General features: G+C 33.2%; 10 protein-coding genes, 1 tRNA gene and 2 pseudogenes. 7 read left to right on the top strand and 6 right to left on the bottom strand.

The window, feature by feature from the left end; genetic code table 11:
• Window positions 1-101 precede the first annotated feature (101 nt).
• Window positions 102-344 carry a GIY-YIG nuclease family protein gene (locus PKK00_04210; GenBank protein HNW97600.1) on the top strand — a complete coding sequence of 81 codons (243 nt, stop codon included), beginning with the start codon at window positions 102-104 and terminating at the stop codon, window positions 342-344.
• A 33-nt stretch (window positions 345-377) separates the two neighbouring features.
• Window positions 378-449, top strand: a tRNA-Arg gene (locus PKK00_04205).
• 52 nt (window positions 450-501) lie between these two features.
• Here PKK00_04205 and metG read toward each other — a convergent pair.
• Window positions 502-2562, bottom strand: a pseudogene (gene metG / locus PKK00_04200) (methionine--tRNA ligase).
• 259 nt (window positions 2563-2821) lie between these two features.
• Here metG and PKK00_04195 point away from each other — a divergent pair.
• From PKK00_04195 to PKK00_04185, 3 genes are all read left to right on the top strand, one after another.
• On the top strand, window positions 2822-3376 hold the full coding sequence (locus tag PKK00_04195; protein ID HNW97599.1) for a hypothetical protein: 555 nt from the start codon (window positions 2822-2824) through the stop codon (window positions 3374-3376).
• A gap of 15 nt (window positions 3377-3391) precedes the next feature.
• A complete protein-coding gene (locus tag PKK00_04190; GenBank protein ID HNW97598.1) occupies window positions 3392-5035 on the top strand; it encodes a M14 family metallopeptidase in 1644 nt (547 codons plus the stop codon).
• 90 nt (window positions 5036-5125) lie between these two features.
• Window positions 5126-5944, top strand: coding sequence for a BRO family protein (locus PKK00_04185; protein ID HNW97597.1), 819 nt, complete (start codon window positions 5126-5128; stop codon window positions 5942-5944).
• Between the two features lie 126 nt (window positions 5945-6070).
• Here the strand turns inward: PKK00_04185 and PKK00_04180 are convergent, their stop codons facing one another.
• The 5 genes and pseudogenes from PKK00_04180 to rpiB all read right to left on the bottom strand — a co-directional run bounded on the left by PKK00_04180 (window position 6071) and on the right by rpiB (window position 11964).
• The gene (locus PKK00_04180) at window positions 6071-8725 is read right to left on the bottom strand and encodes an AsmA-like C-terminal region-containing protein (protein HNW97596.1); all 2655 of its coding nucleotides are present in this window, start codon (window positions 8723-8725) and stop codon (window positions 6071-6073) included.
• A gap of 39 nt (window positions 8726-8764) precedes the next feature.
• Window positions 8765-9487: pseudogene (locus tag PKK00_04175) on the bottom strand (pseudouridine synthase).
• An 82-nt stretch (window positions 9488-9569) separates the two neighbouring features.
• A complete protein-coding gene (locus tag PKK00_04170) occupies window positions 9570-10070 on the bottom strand; it encodes an asparaginase domain-containing protein (protein ID HNW97595.1) in 501 nt (166 codons plus the stop codon).
• 14 nt (window positions 10071-10084) lie between these two features.
• A complete protein-coding gene (locus PKK00_04165) occupies window positions 10085-11467 on the bottom strand; it encodes a lactate utilization protein B (GenBank protein ID HNW97594.1) in 1383 nt (460 codons plus the stop codon).
• Between the two features lie 56 nt (window positions 11468-11523).
• Window positions 11524-11964: a ribose 5-phosphate isomerase B gene (rpiB, locus tag PKK00_04160; protein HNW97593.1), complete on the bottom strand. Its 441-nt coding sequence runs from the start codon at window positions 11962-11964 to the stop codon at window positions 11524-11526.
• Between the two features lie 536 nt (window positions 11965-12500).
• Between rpiB and nadA the strand changes: the two genes are divergently transcribed.
• Together nadA and PKK00_04150 are read left to right on the top strand one after the other, a co-directional pair.
• On the top strand, window positions 12501-13472 hold the full coding sequence (gene nadA / locus PKK00_04155; protein HNW97592.1) for a quinolinate synthase NadA: 972 nt from the start codon (window positions 12501-12503) through the stop codon (window positions 13470-13472).
• Between the two features lie 17 nt (window positions 13473-13489).
• On the top strand, window positions 13490-15016 hold the full coding sequence (locus PKK00_04150) for a hypothetical protein (GenBank protein HNW97591.1): 1527 nt from the start codon (window positions 13490-13492) through the stop codon (window positions 15014-15016).
• Window positions 15017-15096 lie beyond the last annotated feature (80 nt).

Raw genomic sequence — 15096 nt, 5'->3', positions numbered from 1 at the left:
TTTTATCTTTGCACTGCTGACCCTGTAGTTCAATGGATACCCGCCCGACTGAACACGTCAGTCGTTCGGGCGGGGAACGGAAGTTTCCTAAAATTCTATCAATGTTTTATTCTTACGTCTTATATAGTAAAAAATTTCACAGATTTTATAAAGGACACTGCCAAGATTTAGAGCAAAGACTTAAAGAGCATAATTCAGGAAAAATATTTTCTACAAAACCTTTCATTCCTTGGGAAATTATTTATTATGAATCTTTTGAAACACTTGAAAATGCTGTTAAAAGGGAAAAATATTTTAAAACAGCTACAGGAAGAAGATATTTGAAAAAAGTAATTTCAATATAAATTTAATTTTGTGTAATTTTGTAAAATAATTTTGGCCCTGTAGTTCAATGGATAGAACGGAAGTTTCCTAAACTTTAAATCCAGGTTCGATTCCTGGTGGGGCTACAAAACGAGGGCGGCTCTGCATTTGCAGAGCCGCCCTCGTTGTTTTTCCAAATTATTTTATACAACTCCCATTTTCAAAATCCTTTTCCTGATGTACAAAACACAATTCTCCTTTTGCGTTTTCGGCCATAAGTATCATTCCCTGCGATTTAATTCCGCGAAGCATTTTGGGCTCTAGGTTTACCAATATTGTTACTTTCTGCCCGATAATTTTTTCGGGTTCGTAATTCGCTGCAATACCCGAAACTACTGTACGTTTATCAATTCCGGTATCAACAACAAGTTTTAAAAGTTTATCCGTCTTCGGAACTTTTTCTGCTGCAAGGATAGTTCCTGTGCGAATGTCGAGCTTTGCAAAATCTTCATATGAAATATCGGGTTTTGCAGGAGCTACAGGTTTTTCTTTCGATTCATTTGCAATCTTCGTATCCTGAAGTTTCTTTACCTGTAATGCAATTGCTTCATCTTCTATTTTTTCATAAAGCAATTCTGCCTTGCCAATTCTGAAGCCTGCTTTAAGTAAATCGGGTTTACCGGCATCGTTCCATTTCAGTTTTGGGAAATTAAGCATGCTGCCTAATTTATCGGCCGAGAAAGGAAGGAAAGGTTCCATTACTATCGAAAGGTTTGCACAGATCTGTAATGAAATATTCAGAATTGTTTTCACCCTTTCCGGGTCTGTTGCAAATATTTTCCATGGCTCGCTGTCGGCGAGATATTTATTTCCCAAACGTGCAAGATTCATCATTTCATTCAGCGCTTCACGGAAACGATAACTTTCAAGACTTGCAGAAATACGTTCCGGAAATTTTGAAAGTTCATTTAATGTTTCTTTGTCAACATCTGTGATTGTTGATATTGCCGGAATTTCACCATTAAAATATTTATGTGTAAGAACCATGGTGCGGTTTACAAAATTCCCCAGAATAGCAACCAATTCGCTGTTATTCTTTAACTGAAAATCGCGCCAGGTAAAATCATTGTCTTTTGTTTCGGGAGCATTTGAACAAAGTACATAACGCAATACATCCTGCTTGCCCTGGAACTCCTGTAAATACTCATGAAGCCACACTGCCCAGTTGCGTGATGTAGAAATTTTATCTCCTTCAAGATTTAAAAATTCATTAGCCGGAACATTATCAGGAACAAGATAAGTCCCTTCTGCATGAAGCATTGAAGGGAAAACGATACAATGAAAAACAATATTATCTTTTCCGATAAAATGAATCAATCTTGTTTCTTTATCTTTCCAGTATATTTCCCAGTTTTTCTTTTTCTCTGTAGCCCATTCTTTGGTTGCGCTGATATATCCTATTGGCGCGTCGAACCAGACATATAAAACTTTTCCTTCGGCTTCTTTCAATGGAACTTTTACACCCCAGTCGAGGTCGCGGGTAACAGCACGTGGCTGCAATCCCTGGTCAATCCACGATTTACACTGACCGTAAACATTTGTTTTCCATTCCTTATGTTCTTCCAGAATCCATTGCCTCAGCCAGGGTTCGTACTTATCGAGTTGCAAATACCAATGCTTGGTTTCCTTTAGTACAGGCACGTTCCCGCTTAATACCGATTTTGGGTTTATCAAATCTGTTGCATTCAACGATGTTCCGCATTTTTCGCACTGGTCGCCGTAAGCCCTGTCGTTATTACAATGTGGGCAAGTTCCCGTAACATAACGGTCGGCAAGAAATTGTTTGTGCTCTTCATCATAAAGCTGTTCCGATGTCTTCTCAATAAATTCGCCTTTTTCGTAAAGAGTTGTGAAAAATTCAGAAGCCGTTTCATGATGAACTTTATTTGAAGTACGCGAATAAATATCGAATGAGATTCCTAATTCTTCAAACGATTTTTTTATGATGTTATGATATTTGTCAACTATCTGTTGCGGAGTAACACCTTCCTGCTTTGCTTTAATGGTAATGGGTACACCATGTTCATCAGAACCACCGATGAATAAAACATCTTCACCTTTTGAACGCAGGTAACGCACATAAATATCGGCAGGCACATATACTCCGGCCAAGTGACCTATATGTACCGGGCCATTGGCATAAGGCAAAGCAGAAGTAACTGTGTATCGTTTGTATTTTTTTTCTGAACTCATTTTAAAAACTTTGTTATTATTAAATAATGCGCAAAATTAATAAAATGATTGATTTATCGCGCAGGAAACCCTCAAAAGTCTTTACATGCTTCTGGGTTGCGACTTTTGAAGTTTCAATTTCCAGCGAGGACTGCCTGCCATCAGTCTGAACATTTCGAAGAAAAGGCAGAGGATATAAAAAAGAAAAATATTTTCTTTTTCCTTTATTGAAAAAAACTACATTTGAAAACTTTGAATTATTAAAAATTTCAATAATAAAAAATCAATGATGACTAAAAAAATACAACTATCAGTAATATTTGTTTTCCTTTTAAACATAAGCAATACAAAGGTTTTTGCTCAAATTAATAAAGTTCACGCTGACAGTTTGATTAAAAATATCAGCTTCTATGAAAATAAAAAAGTTGAAACTGAAGGTTTAATTATCCATATATGCGGTGTTGACGGAAAGAAAATGAAATTAAAAACCGAAAGTGGTGCAATCATTAAAATTGTTCCACAGGATTCATCAACTAGTTTCAACGACTCTCTTTATAATAAAAGAGTAAGAATTTTCGGCATTGTTAAAGAATTCCGTATTGAACAACCCGAAATGGATAAAATGGAAAATGATAAAAATTTATTATGCCATATCGACCATACTCCCTGTAAAGACAGTGCATGGGTTAACGGTAAGAAGAAAGCTGGGATTGCCGATAGTTTATCAAAAAAAGATATTCAAAAATTAAAAACTAAAATGGAGCAAACTCATAAAAATTATATTTCGGTTATTACCATCTTCGCTGAAAAATATGATATCATTGAAGAAGAAAAAAAATAAAAATTTACCATCAATATGAAAACAAAATATTTCTTTCTGATAAGTTTTGTATTTATCATGTACTCTGCGCAGGCACAAGTTAAGCTTCAAACAATTGCTGAAAAAACAAACTTCGAATCTACATCGAAGAATGAAGATGTGATTTCATTCATCGAACAACTGAAAACAATTTCGAAAAATATTTCTGTAGAAAAATTCATCACATCAACCGAAGATTATGAAGTGCCTTTGCTTGTAATTGCAAACCCATTGCCTGTTGTAAAAGATAACAAGTTTGTGAAGGACGGGCGAACCGTGGTTTATATCCAGGCGAATATTCATGCCGGCGAAGTGGAAGGAAAAGAAGCAACATTAATGCTGGCGCGTGATTTACTTGAAAAGAAAAACGAAGAAATTTTTAAAAATATTGTTTTGCTTATCTGTCCGAATTTTAATCCCGATGGAAATCAAAAAATAAGTACTAAAAACCGAAAGAGTCAGAACGGACCGAAGAATGGTGTTGGAATAAGATATAACGGACAAATGCTCGACATTAACCGCGATGCATTAAAAGCTGAATCGCCAGAAATGCAGGCATTACTGACAACTGTTTTAAATAAATGGGACCCCGCTGTATTTGTTGACTGTCACACTACCAACGGTTCGTACCACGAAGAGCCTGTAACTTTCACATGGATGATGAATGCCAATACCGACAGGACTCTTATTAATTTCATGCGCGATAAAATGATGCCCGCTGTTTCGAAAACTCTGAATAAAAAATACGCAACTGAAAATTGTTTCTATGGCGAATTTGTAGATTTGATGCGCCTCGAAAAAGGATGGGTATCGTACGCTTTTGAACCAAGATACCTGACAAACTATGTTGGCTTGCGAAACCGTCTTTCGATATTAAATGAAAATTATGTTTATGCCGATTTCAAAACAAGAGTGTATGGTTGTTATAATTTGTTGTGGTCGATACTTGATTATGTTGCGGCAAACAGCAAAGCCATCAACATGCTTATCGATTCTTCGGATGCAAAAATAATTCAGCGCGGATTGAATCCATTGAAAACCGATTCGTTTGCTGTTACCTTCAACTGCCTGCCTACTCCCGAAAAAATTACCATCAAAGCATTTGAAGTTGATTCGGGTTATAACGAAAATAGCTATATGCCTTACATAAAAACCGACCGCAAGCGAACTGTTACTGTTCCTTATCTTGCAGAATATTTCCCGAAGACAAGTGTAAAATTTCCGTATGCATATATCATTAACACGTTTGACAGGGATTGCATCGATTTGCTTTTGTTGCATGGAATTAAGATTGAAAAGCTGAAAGACACATGTACATTAAATGTTGAATCGTTTGTGATAAGCGACTTAAAACCCTCGCCACGACTGAACCAGGGACATTACACCAACACCATGACCGGCAACACAAAAATGGAAAATATATTTTTTAATGCCGGAACTTATGTTGTACGTACCGCGCAGCCACTAGCAAATATTGCAGCCTACCTATTAGAGCCACAGGTGGAAGATGGCATGGTGTATTGGAATTATTTTGATAAATACTTGGTTCCGCAATGGGGCGACAGCTACAACCCTTATCCTGTTTATAAATTGCTTGATAAAATAGATTTGAAAGTAATTGACGTGGGAAAAAATAAATAGTGTTTAAAAAAATTATACATTTATATATCAACTGTTTCCACTTAATTATAATATTTTTTGTAAATTTGATTTCTTAATTACTCATTTCAAATGAACGATATACAAAACACAAGTGGTAATTTATTATCATTCGAAGACTTTAAAAACGAGAATGGAACTACATATTGGTGGGCATCAGACTTAATGATGATGCTCGGCTATAAAGATATGAAGTCTTTTCAAAATGTATTGGATAGAGCAACAAAAGCTTTTGTTTCATTAAATATTCCTCATTACGAAAATATAATTGCTTTTCAGAGAGAAATTGATGGACAAAAAAAGCAAGATTTTAAATTAACAAGATTTGCTTGTTATATTGCAGTAATGAATGGCGATCCTAAAAAAGTTGAGGTCGCTCAAGCACAAGTATATTTTGCTCAGCAAACAAGAAAATTTGAGCTCTATATTCAAAATAATGACCAAATTGAAAGATTATTAATTAGAGAGGAATTAACTGAAGGCAATAAATCTTTAGCTTCGGTAGTAAAAGAATTTGGTATAGAAAATTTTGCCAAATTTCAAAATGCAGGATATGTAGGAATGTATAATATGCCTTCTTGGCAACTAGAAAAAAAACGTGGAGTTAAAAAAGGAAAATTAATGGATTATATGGGACGAACTGAATTAGCCGCGAACTTATTTAGAGTTACACAAGCAGAAGAAAGAATTAAAAATAAAGGAATTACTGGTCAATCGAATTTAGAACAAACACATTTTCAAGTTGGAAGAGAGGTTAGAGAAATTATTCAAAAAAATGTTGGGAAAAATCCTGAAAATTTGCCTATAGAAAAACGCCTTTCTGACGTAAAAAAAGAATTGAAAGAAGGACATAGAAAAATGCTTAAAGAAGATAAAAAAGATAAAGAATAAATTAGTCAATTTTATAAACGATCTCTATTAATTTCTCAAATGGTTCATAGCAGCGAACGCTAAGCCGCAAAAATTCTCTTACGATTTAAGACTTGAATCTTACGACTTACTACTTGTGTCTTGCTACTAATCCCCCTTTCCGGGACTATCCTCATCCCATTCAATAACGAAATTTCCGTTCTCTTGCTTTTCAAGGTTGCTTTCATTTTTATTTTTCTTGGGTTTTAGTTCGGGCTTGTTTTTATTTTCTTCTTTGTTTTTTATAACGGCAGAATCTTTTTTAAACCAGCCGAATTCCTCATTCAGTATGGATTTTAGGTTTTCTTTTTCTTTAACATAATTTACAACAATCTTTGCTTTCACACCCTTGCCATCGTATTTATACACGGGATTATCAACCGTTCCGGTAACTAAAATAAATAAAGAAGTTTTTCCCAGCCCATCATCTTCAACAACTCCAAATTCTTCGTTTTCGGGTTTTGCTTTTTTGGCTTTCTGCGCCATTATATCAGAGAGTTTTACCTGAATGTGATAATTAATCACATTATCAAAAGTATGTTCGCCCGAAGCGATAATATCAATAGCGCTCGATTTTATTTCCATTGCGGGAATATGAATGGTCCTGTTTTTAATTTCAATCTGGTTATGAAGCGTTGAAAATTTTACATCATTCAGATCGCTCATTTTTAAGAATCGCGACAAACCCTGCATTGGCGCATAATTCAGCAATCGTCCTTTTTCAATCACAATATCCGATTTGGCATACATCTTATCCATTACCGGTTTCAGGTAATCGCTCCATACACCTGCAAAGCGAACATCGGCAGTGGCAGTTCCTTCAAGGTTTTCATCCTTCATACTGTTCTGCCCGAAATTTCCAAACTCATAAAAAAGTTTTTTAATGTTCATATCTTTCAGTTCAGCTTCGCAACTGATAAGTAATTGCCCTTTCTGCGAACCGTCAACCAGTACTTCCCCGTCAACACTGCCATCCACCGAATTGAATTCAAGCGGGTCGGCATGCAATTGTTTGTTTTTCAACTTTACTTTTCCTGAAATATTTGTGGCGGTAAATTTTCTGAATGTAAGTTTGTTGATATCTATATCCAGCTTGCATTCTATTTTTTCGGGGAATACAAGGCGATAGCTTGTATCACTCGAAGTGCCGTATTGAAGCAAATCGTCGAGTTCCGTTTTTTCGGAAACTAAATTTGCATCAATCAAAAGTTTTTGATCATCGAGAAAAATAAACGATAATAAATTTTTAAAATATCCTTTCAGTTTGAAATCACTTTGATTGATGAGCATGTTGAGCTCGTTAACAATAATATCATTATTACTGAACTCAAATTTTCCTTCAATATTCTTATAATTACGCGGGTCATTTTTTATTGAAAGTTCGCCACCGGTTACAGTAAGCTTTCCTTCGGCGTTGCTGGCAATAAAGTCTTTTACTTCAAAACCTTTTTCTGAATTTACTTTTCCTTTGAACGATGCGCTCATATTAACTTTTCCTTTTAATGAAGTGATAGTATCAACCTTCAGGAATTCCTGCATTTCCTGCAAATCCATATTGGCATCAACCAGCATTTCGATCTCGGGTTTTAAAAAGTTTTTGATTTTGATATTGCCTTTTATATTTCCCGATTTCAATGTTGAAGAGAAATTATTGATATTCAATTCCGAATTTACAAGGCTTGATGAGGCTCCGCTAGAATAAGTCCCCGACATATTAACATTCTTAAGCGCAATATCTGATTCTTTTAAAATGATATTCCCATTTTTTATTCCAAACGAAACTTTAACTCCCGGAAAACTTTCGCCTAAGTACGAACCTTTAATGTTAGTGTTAAAATAAAAATCACCTTCAACTTTATACTTCTCAAAATATTTGCGGTATTCATAAGGCAGCTCTTTTATGAACGATTGCAGTTCTGTTTTGGCTCCTGTTACTGATAAATTCACAAAGCCTTTATTTTCGCTGTTTATCACATTACCGTTTACATCAAAACTCATGTTGCCCATCAATAGTTTACTATCCGTAAATTTGTAAACATCGGTACTTTGGTCAACATCAAGCTTCAGACTGATATTTATGTTTTTCCCCGGGATGAACTTAATTCCCGAAATGTTTACATAATTCATCAGCATGTTACCATTGGCAAACATGGTAAATTTATCGCTGCTGAATTTTCCGCTCAAAACCAGGTTGTTGGTAGCACCCATATAATTCTGGTTCAGTTTGAAATCGCAGTAGCGGATAGCCATGTTTTTCAAAATTACTTTTTGTAAATCGAACGAGAATGATTCGCTTTTTGCCGTAGTATCGTTTTTCCAGAAATGATAGTTTACAGAACCATCTTTATAAGTAACAATGTTTATAATTCCATTTTCGGCTTCTATCTTTTTTATCTTATAATTTTTATACCATAAGTCCCAGAAACTGAATTGCAAATAAACATTTTTAGCTTTCAGGAGATTGCCTTTATTAGTAGATTTTATGGCATCTTTAGCTATTACATCTGTAAACACCAATGAAACATTAGGGAATTTTTTAAACAACGTAAGATCAATTTCTTTTACCTGGATTTCGGTATTTAATTGTTTGTTGATATTGTCGACAATAATTTTTTTGATCGAATCTTCATAGAAATAAAGTATCGTTACCGCTGTGCCAATTAAAAGTAAAAATAAGATAACTATTGTGAGAAGGATTTTTTTAATTATTCTCCATGCTTTATTTTTCTTTTCAGGTTTTTGTATTTCGGGTGTAGTTTCCATTAAATGCTATAACGGATTTATAAAGGGAAAAATTATATTTTAAGAAATCATTTTCAACATATTTATTTCCATTTGCGAAAGAAAACGCCATTTACCGCGTGGCAAATCTTTTTTTGTCAAGCCTGCATAATATACCCTGTCGAGCTTTACAACCCTATAACCCAGGCTTTCAAAAATTCTTCTTACGATCCTGTTTTTTCCGATGTGCAATTCAACACCTAAGCTTTTTTTGTCAGAACCATCGCCATCATAGGCAATCTCATCAACGTAGGCAATGCCGTCTTCCAGTTCAATTCCTTTACTGATTTTTTCAAAATCGGCCGGTTGGAAATTTTTATCCACTTCTACGTGATATATTTTTTTGACACCATGTTTGGGATGCATCAGTTTTTTCGCCATTTCGCCGTCATTGGTCAAAAGCAACAAACCTGTTGTAGCCCTGTCGAGACGGCCTACAGGATATATACGCTCTTTACATGCTCTTTGCACCAAAGCCATTACTGTTTTTCTTCCTTCGGGGTCATCAAGTGTTGTGATATAATCTTTAGGCTTATTCAATAAAACATAAACCATTCTTTCACGTTTCAAAGTCTCTCCGCCAAACTGCACAACATCATCTTTTGAGACTTTTGTCCCTAGTTGTGTTACAATTTTCCCATTCACTGAAACAGCGCCACTTTCGATAAGTGTATCGGCTTCACGCCTTGAGCAAATACCTGCATTGGCAATATATTTATTCAAACGAACCAAATCTGAGTCTTCTGATTTTTTAACGCTACCTGAAGATTTTTTTTCTTTTCTTCTGAAAGGCTTTTTAAAATCTCTTTCTCCCGAAGGTTTGAATTTATTTCCTGTTTCTCTTTCTTTCTTCATAAACACCATTTTTATTTCTGACAACATTATCGTTTAAAAATAATTTCCCCTGCATAGCTATATAAACCCCGTTTGGCGCATTATTCAGCGCACCTAATGCAAAACCAATATTAAAATCGGCATCCGATATTTTTAATTTTTCCGGACGAAATGCCCCGGTAAGAATTATAGTTTTATTTTTTATAACAGACAAAAACTTCGCTGTTTCAATAATAGTGTCGGTTCCGTGAGTTATAATTATTTTTTCGAAAGTTGTTTTTTTACAAAAGTCTGATAATTTTTTTCTGTCGTTATCGGTAATATCGTTGCTATCCTTGCGAAACATCGATATTATTTTGTATTCAAATGTGGGATTTATTTTTTCCAAAATATTTTTTACAGCCGGTTCAAGTATTTGAAAAGCATAAGCCCCGGGGCCTTGAGGATAATCTTTATCAATTGTCCCGCCGGTTTGTATAAACAATATTTTCATAGAAAAATATAAAATTATTTATGGCTTCGTTGTTCTTTCCAAAGCCTGTTAAATGATTTCGGACTTATTGCAGGTAGTGTCCTTCTTGGTCCCCACGATTTTGCGAAAAAGTTTTTCAGTAATAAATTTTTCATTCCCGGTGTAGCCATCTCAACTAACTTACGACTCATCATGGCTTTCTTCCAAAAATACATAACTGTTTTTTCAGAACTGGTAACATATTTTTCTTTCACAAAATCTCTCCTGTTATACAATAAAAGTTTGTGAAGATTAATCATAACCGGGCATATTTCGCTGCATTTTCCACAAAGTGATGAAGCATAACTCAGATGCTTGAATTCTTCTTTCCCTCGCATATGCGGAGTAATAACCGAACCTATAGGACCACTATAAGTGGTGTTATACGTGTAACCTCCAATATTCTTATATACAGGACAAGCATTCAGGCAAGCTCCGCATTTGATACAGGACATAGCCCGGCGTTGTTCGTCAAGCGCTAGAACATTATCGCGTCCGTTGTTCAATATTACAAGATACATTTCATCGGGCCCATCGCTTTCGCCTTCCTGCTTAGGTCCGAAAATTATTGAGTTGTATGCTGTAACGTTTTGTCCTGTTCCATGCGTTGCAAGCAACGGCCAGAATAAATCCAGATCTTTTAAAGAAGGAATAATTTTTTCAACTCCGCAAATTGCAATATGAACTTTTGGGAATGATACCGTCATCAAAGCATTGCCTTCATTCTCGGTAACGGCAATTGCGCCCATATCGGCAATAAGAAAGTTAGCACCTGTTATTCCAACATCGGCTCCAACAAATTTTTCACGCAATAATTTTCTTACAAACTCTGTAAGCTCTTCTGCTGAATGTTCTTTCCCGAATCCGAATTTCTGAAAAAATAATTCCGAAATATCTTCTTTCGATTTATGCATTGCCGGAGTAATAATATGATAAGGCTTTTCACCGGCTAATTGTACTATGTATTCACCTAAATCTGTTTCAAGCGATTCAATGTGCTGCGATTGCAAATGGTTGTTTAGCTCAATCTCTTCGGTAATCATCGATTTCGATTTTACTACATGTCTTGCATCGTATTTTTTTAAAACTTTGATAATCTCAGTTATTGCTTCTTCCTGTGTGTCTGCCCAAATTATCTTCCCTCCGCGCAATATAAAATTTGCTTCAAATTCAACAAGGTATTCATCCAAACTATTTATAGCTTTATGCTTAATGTGTGCTGCTCTTTTTTTTGCTAATTCAATATCATGATATTGGAGTTTCCCTTTTGCTACTGCGGTATCGTATTTGGAAATATTGAAATTAATAATGTTTCGGTGCTTTTTATCAAAAGCCTTCTCTTCACTATCTTTTAAAAATTTCAAATATTTATCTGACATTTTTTTTATTCTTTCTATATGTATGCAAAATTACTCAATTAATAATAGGTATCTATTTAACAAGGTATTTTTTTCACCCTGTTAAAATGTCTTCCTCCTTCAAAATCAGTAGTAAGAAAAATATTAATCATCTTTAATGCTAAATCTAAATCAATGAACCGGGCAGGAATACATATTATATTAGCATCATTATGCAACCTTGAAAGCTTTGCTAATTCTTCGTTCCAGCATAATGCTGCTCGTATGCTCTGATGTTTATTGGCTGTCATACATACACCATTACCGCTGCCACAAATAAGTATTCCTTTTGTATTAACATTCTCTTCAACTATTATTGCTACAGGATGTACAAAATCAGGATAATCAACACTTGCTTCTGAATAACATCCCAAATCATTTACCAGATATCCTTGTCCTTTTAAGAATTCAATTATTTTTTCTTTATAAATAAATCCTGCATGATCGCTGCCTATTGCAATCTCTTTTATTTTTTCCATATTTGTTAATAATTAAAAATCAAAACAAAAATACCAATATTCTGTACTCACTATATTTGTTTCTTTTACAATTTATTAAACATTCTTTATTAATATCTGTTTTATCCGTATATATTACATAATCGGTTTATTTTACAGTATTTAATACTTTTTCACATTATATTTGTTAATAACATTATAACTTTGTTATTAATTAAAAAATTAAAAAGGTTTGAAATCTGTTTTTTTATTCTCTTATTTTTTTTCATGAATAAATCAAATTTAGTTTTAAAATCTTTTTATATAAATCAAACAAAATTCTAACAGCTATTTTTAATTTTTTTTCTGTTATTTATTAAACTTATTAATTTTTACATCATTGTTAATAAAATATCAAAATATTAAAAATGAATTATTTAAATAATTCTATTTTTATTAAATTTGTTAATATGTTTTAATAAAATATTCTATCAATTTTTTAAAAATATTTTTTCAACATAACTAACAGGTATATTAATATAACATAAAATATATAAAACTTAATTATAATACTTTTTATGAATTCAATAAATAAAATAGGATACTTGAATATTGACATTGATAAAAATTTAGATATTCGCAACGAAATTAAAAAAATCAAAAAAGAAAAAAATGCGATTATACTCGCTCACTATTACCAGGTTCCGGAAATTCAGGATATAGCTGATTTTATTGGCGACAGCTATGCTTTGTCAAAAAAAGCCCAGGAAAATGATGCTGAGTTGATTGTTTTTGCCGGCGTGCATTTTATGGCCGAAACTGCAAAAATTTTAAACCCGGATAAAAAAGTTGTTTTACCCGATTTAACTGCAGGATGTTCTTTAGCCGATTCATGTAAGCCGGAAGATTTAAAAGAGTTTTTAAAATCTTATCCTAATCATTTAGTGATTTCTTACATAAATTGTTCTGCTGAAGTTAAAGCAATGTCGGATATTATTTGTACTTCTGGAAATGCAGTTAAGATAATTGAAAAAATTCCAAAAGATCAAAAAATTGTTTTTTGTCCTGATAAAAATTTAGGTTCATATATAAATAATATTACAGGAAGAAATATGGTTCTGTGGAATGGAACATGCGAAGTACACGATATTCTTACTGTTGAAAGAGTATTGAATTTAAAGAAAGAAAATCCTGGTGCAAAAATTATTGCACATCCAGAATGTAAAGCAACAATACTTGAAATAGCTGATTTTATTGGTTCTACAACTGCATTATTAAATTATACAAAAACAAATGAATCAAATAAATTTATAGTTGCAACAGAAACCGGAATAATTCATCAGATGAAAAAAGAATCACCGGAAAAAGAATTTATAATTGTTTCAAATGATGAAACCTGTTCATGTAATGATTGTCCGCACATGAAAAAAAATACTTTGGAAAAACTTTATATCTGCATGAAATATGAACAACCTGAAATTATTTTACCGGAAGAATTAATGGATAAAGCAAGAATACCGGTTTTAAAAATGCTTGAACTTTCAAAATAAAATATACATTTGTGATAATGAAAAATAAATTATTACTCATATTATTTTTATTTCCTTTATTAAGTTTCTCACAAAAAGATACTACAGGTAAAGGTACGTTTACTGTATTTCGTTATGATAATGGAAAAATATCAAGCGAAGGATATATGGTTAACGGAAAACCTAATGGATACTGGAAAACTTATTATGAAAACGGGTTGATGAAAAGTGAAGGTAACAGGAAAAAATTTGAACTCGACAGCACTTGGAAATTTTATAATGATAGCGGAAAAATTGTTCTTGAAATAAATTATAAACTTGGTAAAAAGAATGGGATTAAAACCACCTATTCTTCGAGTGAAATTATTGCAGAAAATTTTGTGAATGATATTAAACAAGGCTTTACCACTTACTATTATCCTAATGGTAAAATTCGTTTATCAGTGAATTTTGTAAAAGGAAGAGAGCAGGGATTAGCGATTGAATATTCTAAAGACAGTACTATTATTGCTCTTTACGAATACAAGAATGGTTATATGATAAGTAAAGAAAAAGTAAACCGTTATGTAAATGATTCTTTAAAACATGGAAAATGGGTGGATTTTTATCCTAATGGTTTTATAAAATCAGAAGGATATTATAAATATGGAGTAAAAGATGGATATTTTAAAGATTATTTTTCAGATGGAAATTTAAAAAATATTTCAAAATATATAAATGGAGAAATACAGGTTGACGCTTCTGAAGTAAGCAGGCTCGATATTAAAACGGAATACTATCCCGATGGAAAAATAAAGAAAAAAGGCAGTTATAAAAATAATATTCCTGAAGGAATAACCAGGATATTTACACCTGAAGGTAATGTGGAATCTTCAAAAATTTATAAAAGTGGCGCTGTTGTTGGCGATGGGATTGTTGATAATAATGGGTATAAACAAGGTGATTGGAAAGAATATTTTGAAACAGGCGAACTTAAAGGCGTTGGGAAATACCTGAATGATCAAAGAATAGGTCCGTGGAAATATTATTATAAAAATGGAAAACTTGAACAAGAAGGAACATTTTTAAAAAATGAAAAATCCGATGGGGAATGGAAATGGTTTTATGATAACGGAAATGTTCTTCGCGAAGAAAATTATATTGATGGGTTAAGAAATGGCGTGTCTGTTGAATATACCGATTCCGGGACAATTGTTGCAAAAGGAGAATACGTTGATGATTTGGAAGAAGGTCCCTGGTATTATCATGAAGGCGATATTGTAATGGAAGGTTCTTACAAAAGCGGTGTACGTGATGGAGAATGGAAATATACTTATGATAATGGAAATCCATTTTTTATAGGTAGTTTCCTTGACGATAATCCTAATGGTAAGCAGGTATATTATTGGGAGAACGGTAATATTAAAGAAGAAGGTTATTATATTATGGGAAAACGGGAAGGCGATTGGTTTAAGTATGATAATACAGGTACCTTATTTCTTACAACAACTTATAAAAATGGTATTGAGATAAAATATGATGGCGTTAAAATTAAACCACCAACAGAAGAAAATACCGAAGAATAAAAAATATTATACATGAATATTTTAATCCAATGATACAACATAACGATATTAAAGGAAAAATATTAACTTTGTAAAATAAT

This window comes from Bacteroidales bacterium (assembly GCA_035353855.1).
Taxonomy (GTDB): Bacteria; Bacteroidota; Bacteroidia; order Bacteroidales; family CG2-30-32-10; genus DAOQAK01.
This window is presented reverse-complemented; position numbering and strand designations above follow the sequence as displayed.

Coding starts and splice junctions, on each gene's coding strand:
- PKK00_04165 (HNW97594.1), bottom strand. CDS start 11,467: ATGTCAGATAAATATTTGAAATTTTTAAAAGATAGTGAAGAGAAGGCT.
- PKK00_04180 (HNW97596.1), bottom strand. CDS start 8,725: ATGGAAACTACACCCGAAATACAAAAACCTGAAAAGAAAAATAAAGCA.
- PKK00_04150 (HNW97591.1), top strand. CDS start 13,490: ATGAAAAATAAATTATTACTCATATTATTTTTATTTCCTTTATTAAGT.
- PKK00_04185 (HNW97597.1), top strand. CDS start 5,126: ATGAACGATATACAAAACACAAGTGGTAATTTATTATCATTCGAAGAC.
- nadA (HNW97592.1), top strand. CDS start 12,501: ATGAATTCAATAAATAAAATAGGATACTTGAATATTGACATTGATAAA.
- rpiB (HNW97593.1), bottom strand. CDS start 11,964: ATGGAAAAAATAAAAGAGATTGCAATAGGCAGCGATCATGCAGGATTT.
- PKK00_04170 (HNW97595.1), bottom strand. CDS start 10,070: ATGAAAATATTGTTTATACAAACCGGCGGGACAATTGATAAAGATTAT.
- PKK00_04195 (HNW97599.1), top strand. CDS start 2,822: ATGATGACTAAAAAAATACAACTATCAGTAATATTTGTTTTCCTTTTA.
- PKK00_04210 (HNW97600.1), top strand. CDS start 102: ATGTTTTATTCTTACGTCTTATATAGTAAAAAATTTCACAGATTTTAT.
- PKK00_04190 (HNW97598.1), top strand. CDS start 3,392: ATGAAAACAAAATATTTCTTTCTGATAAGTTTTGTATTTATCATGTAC.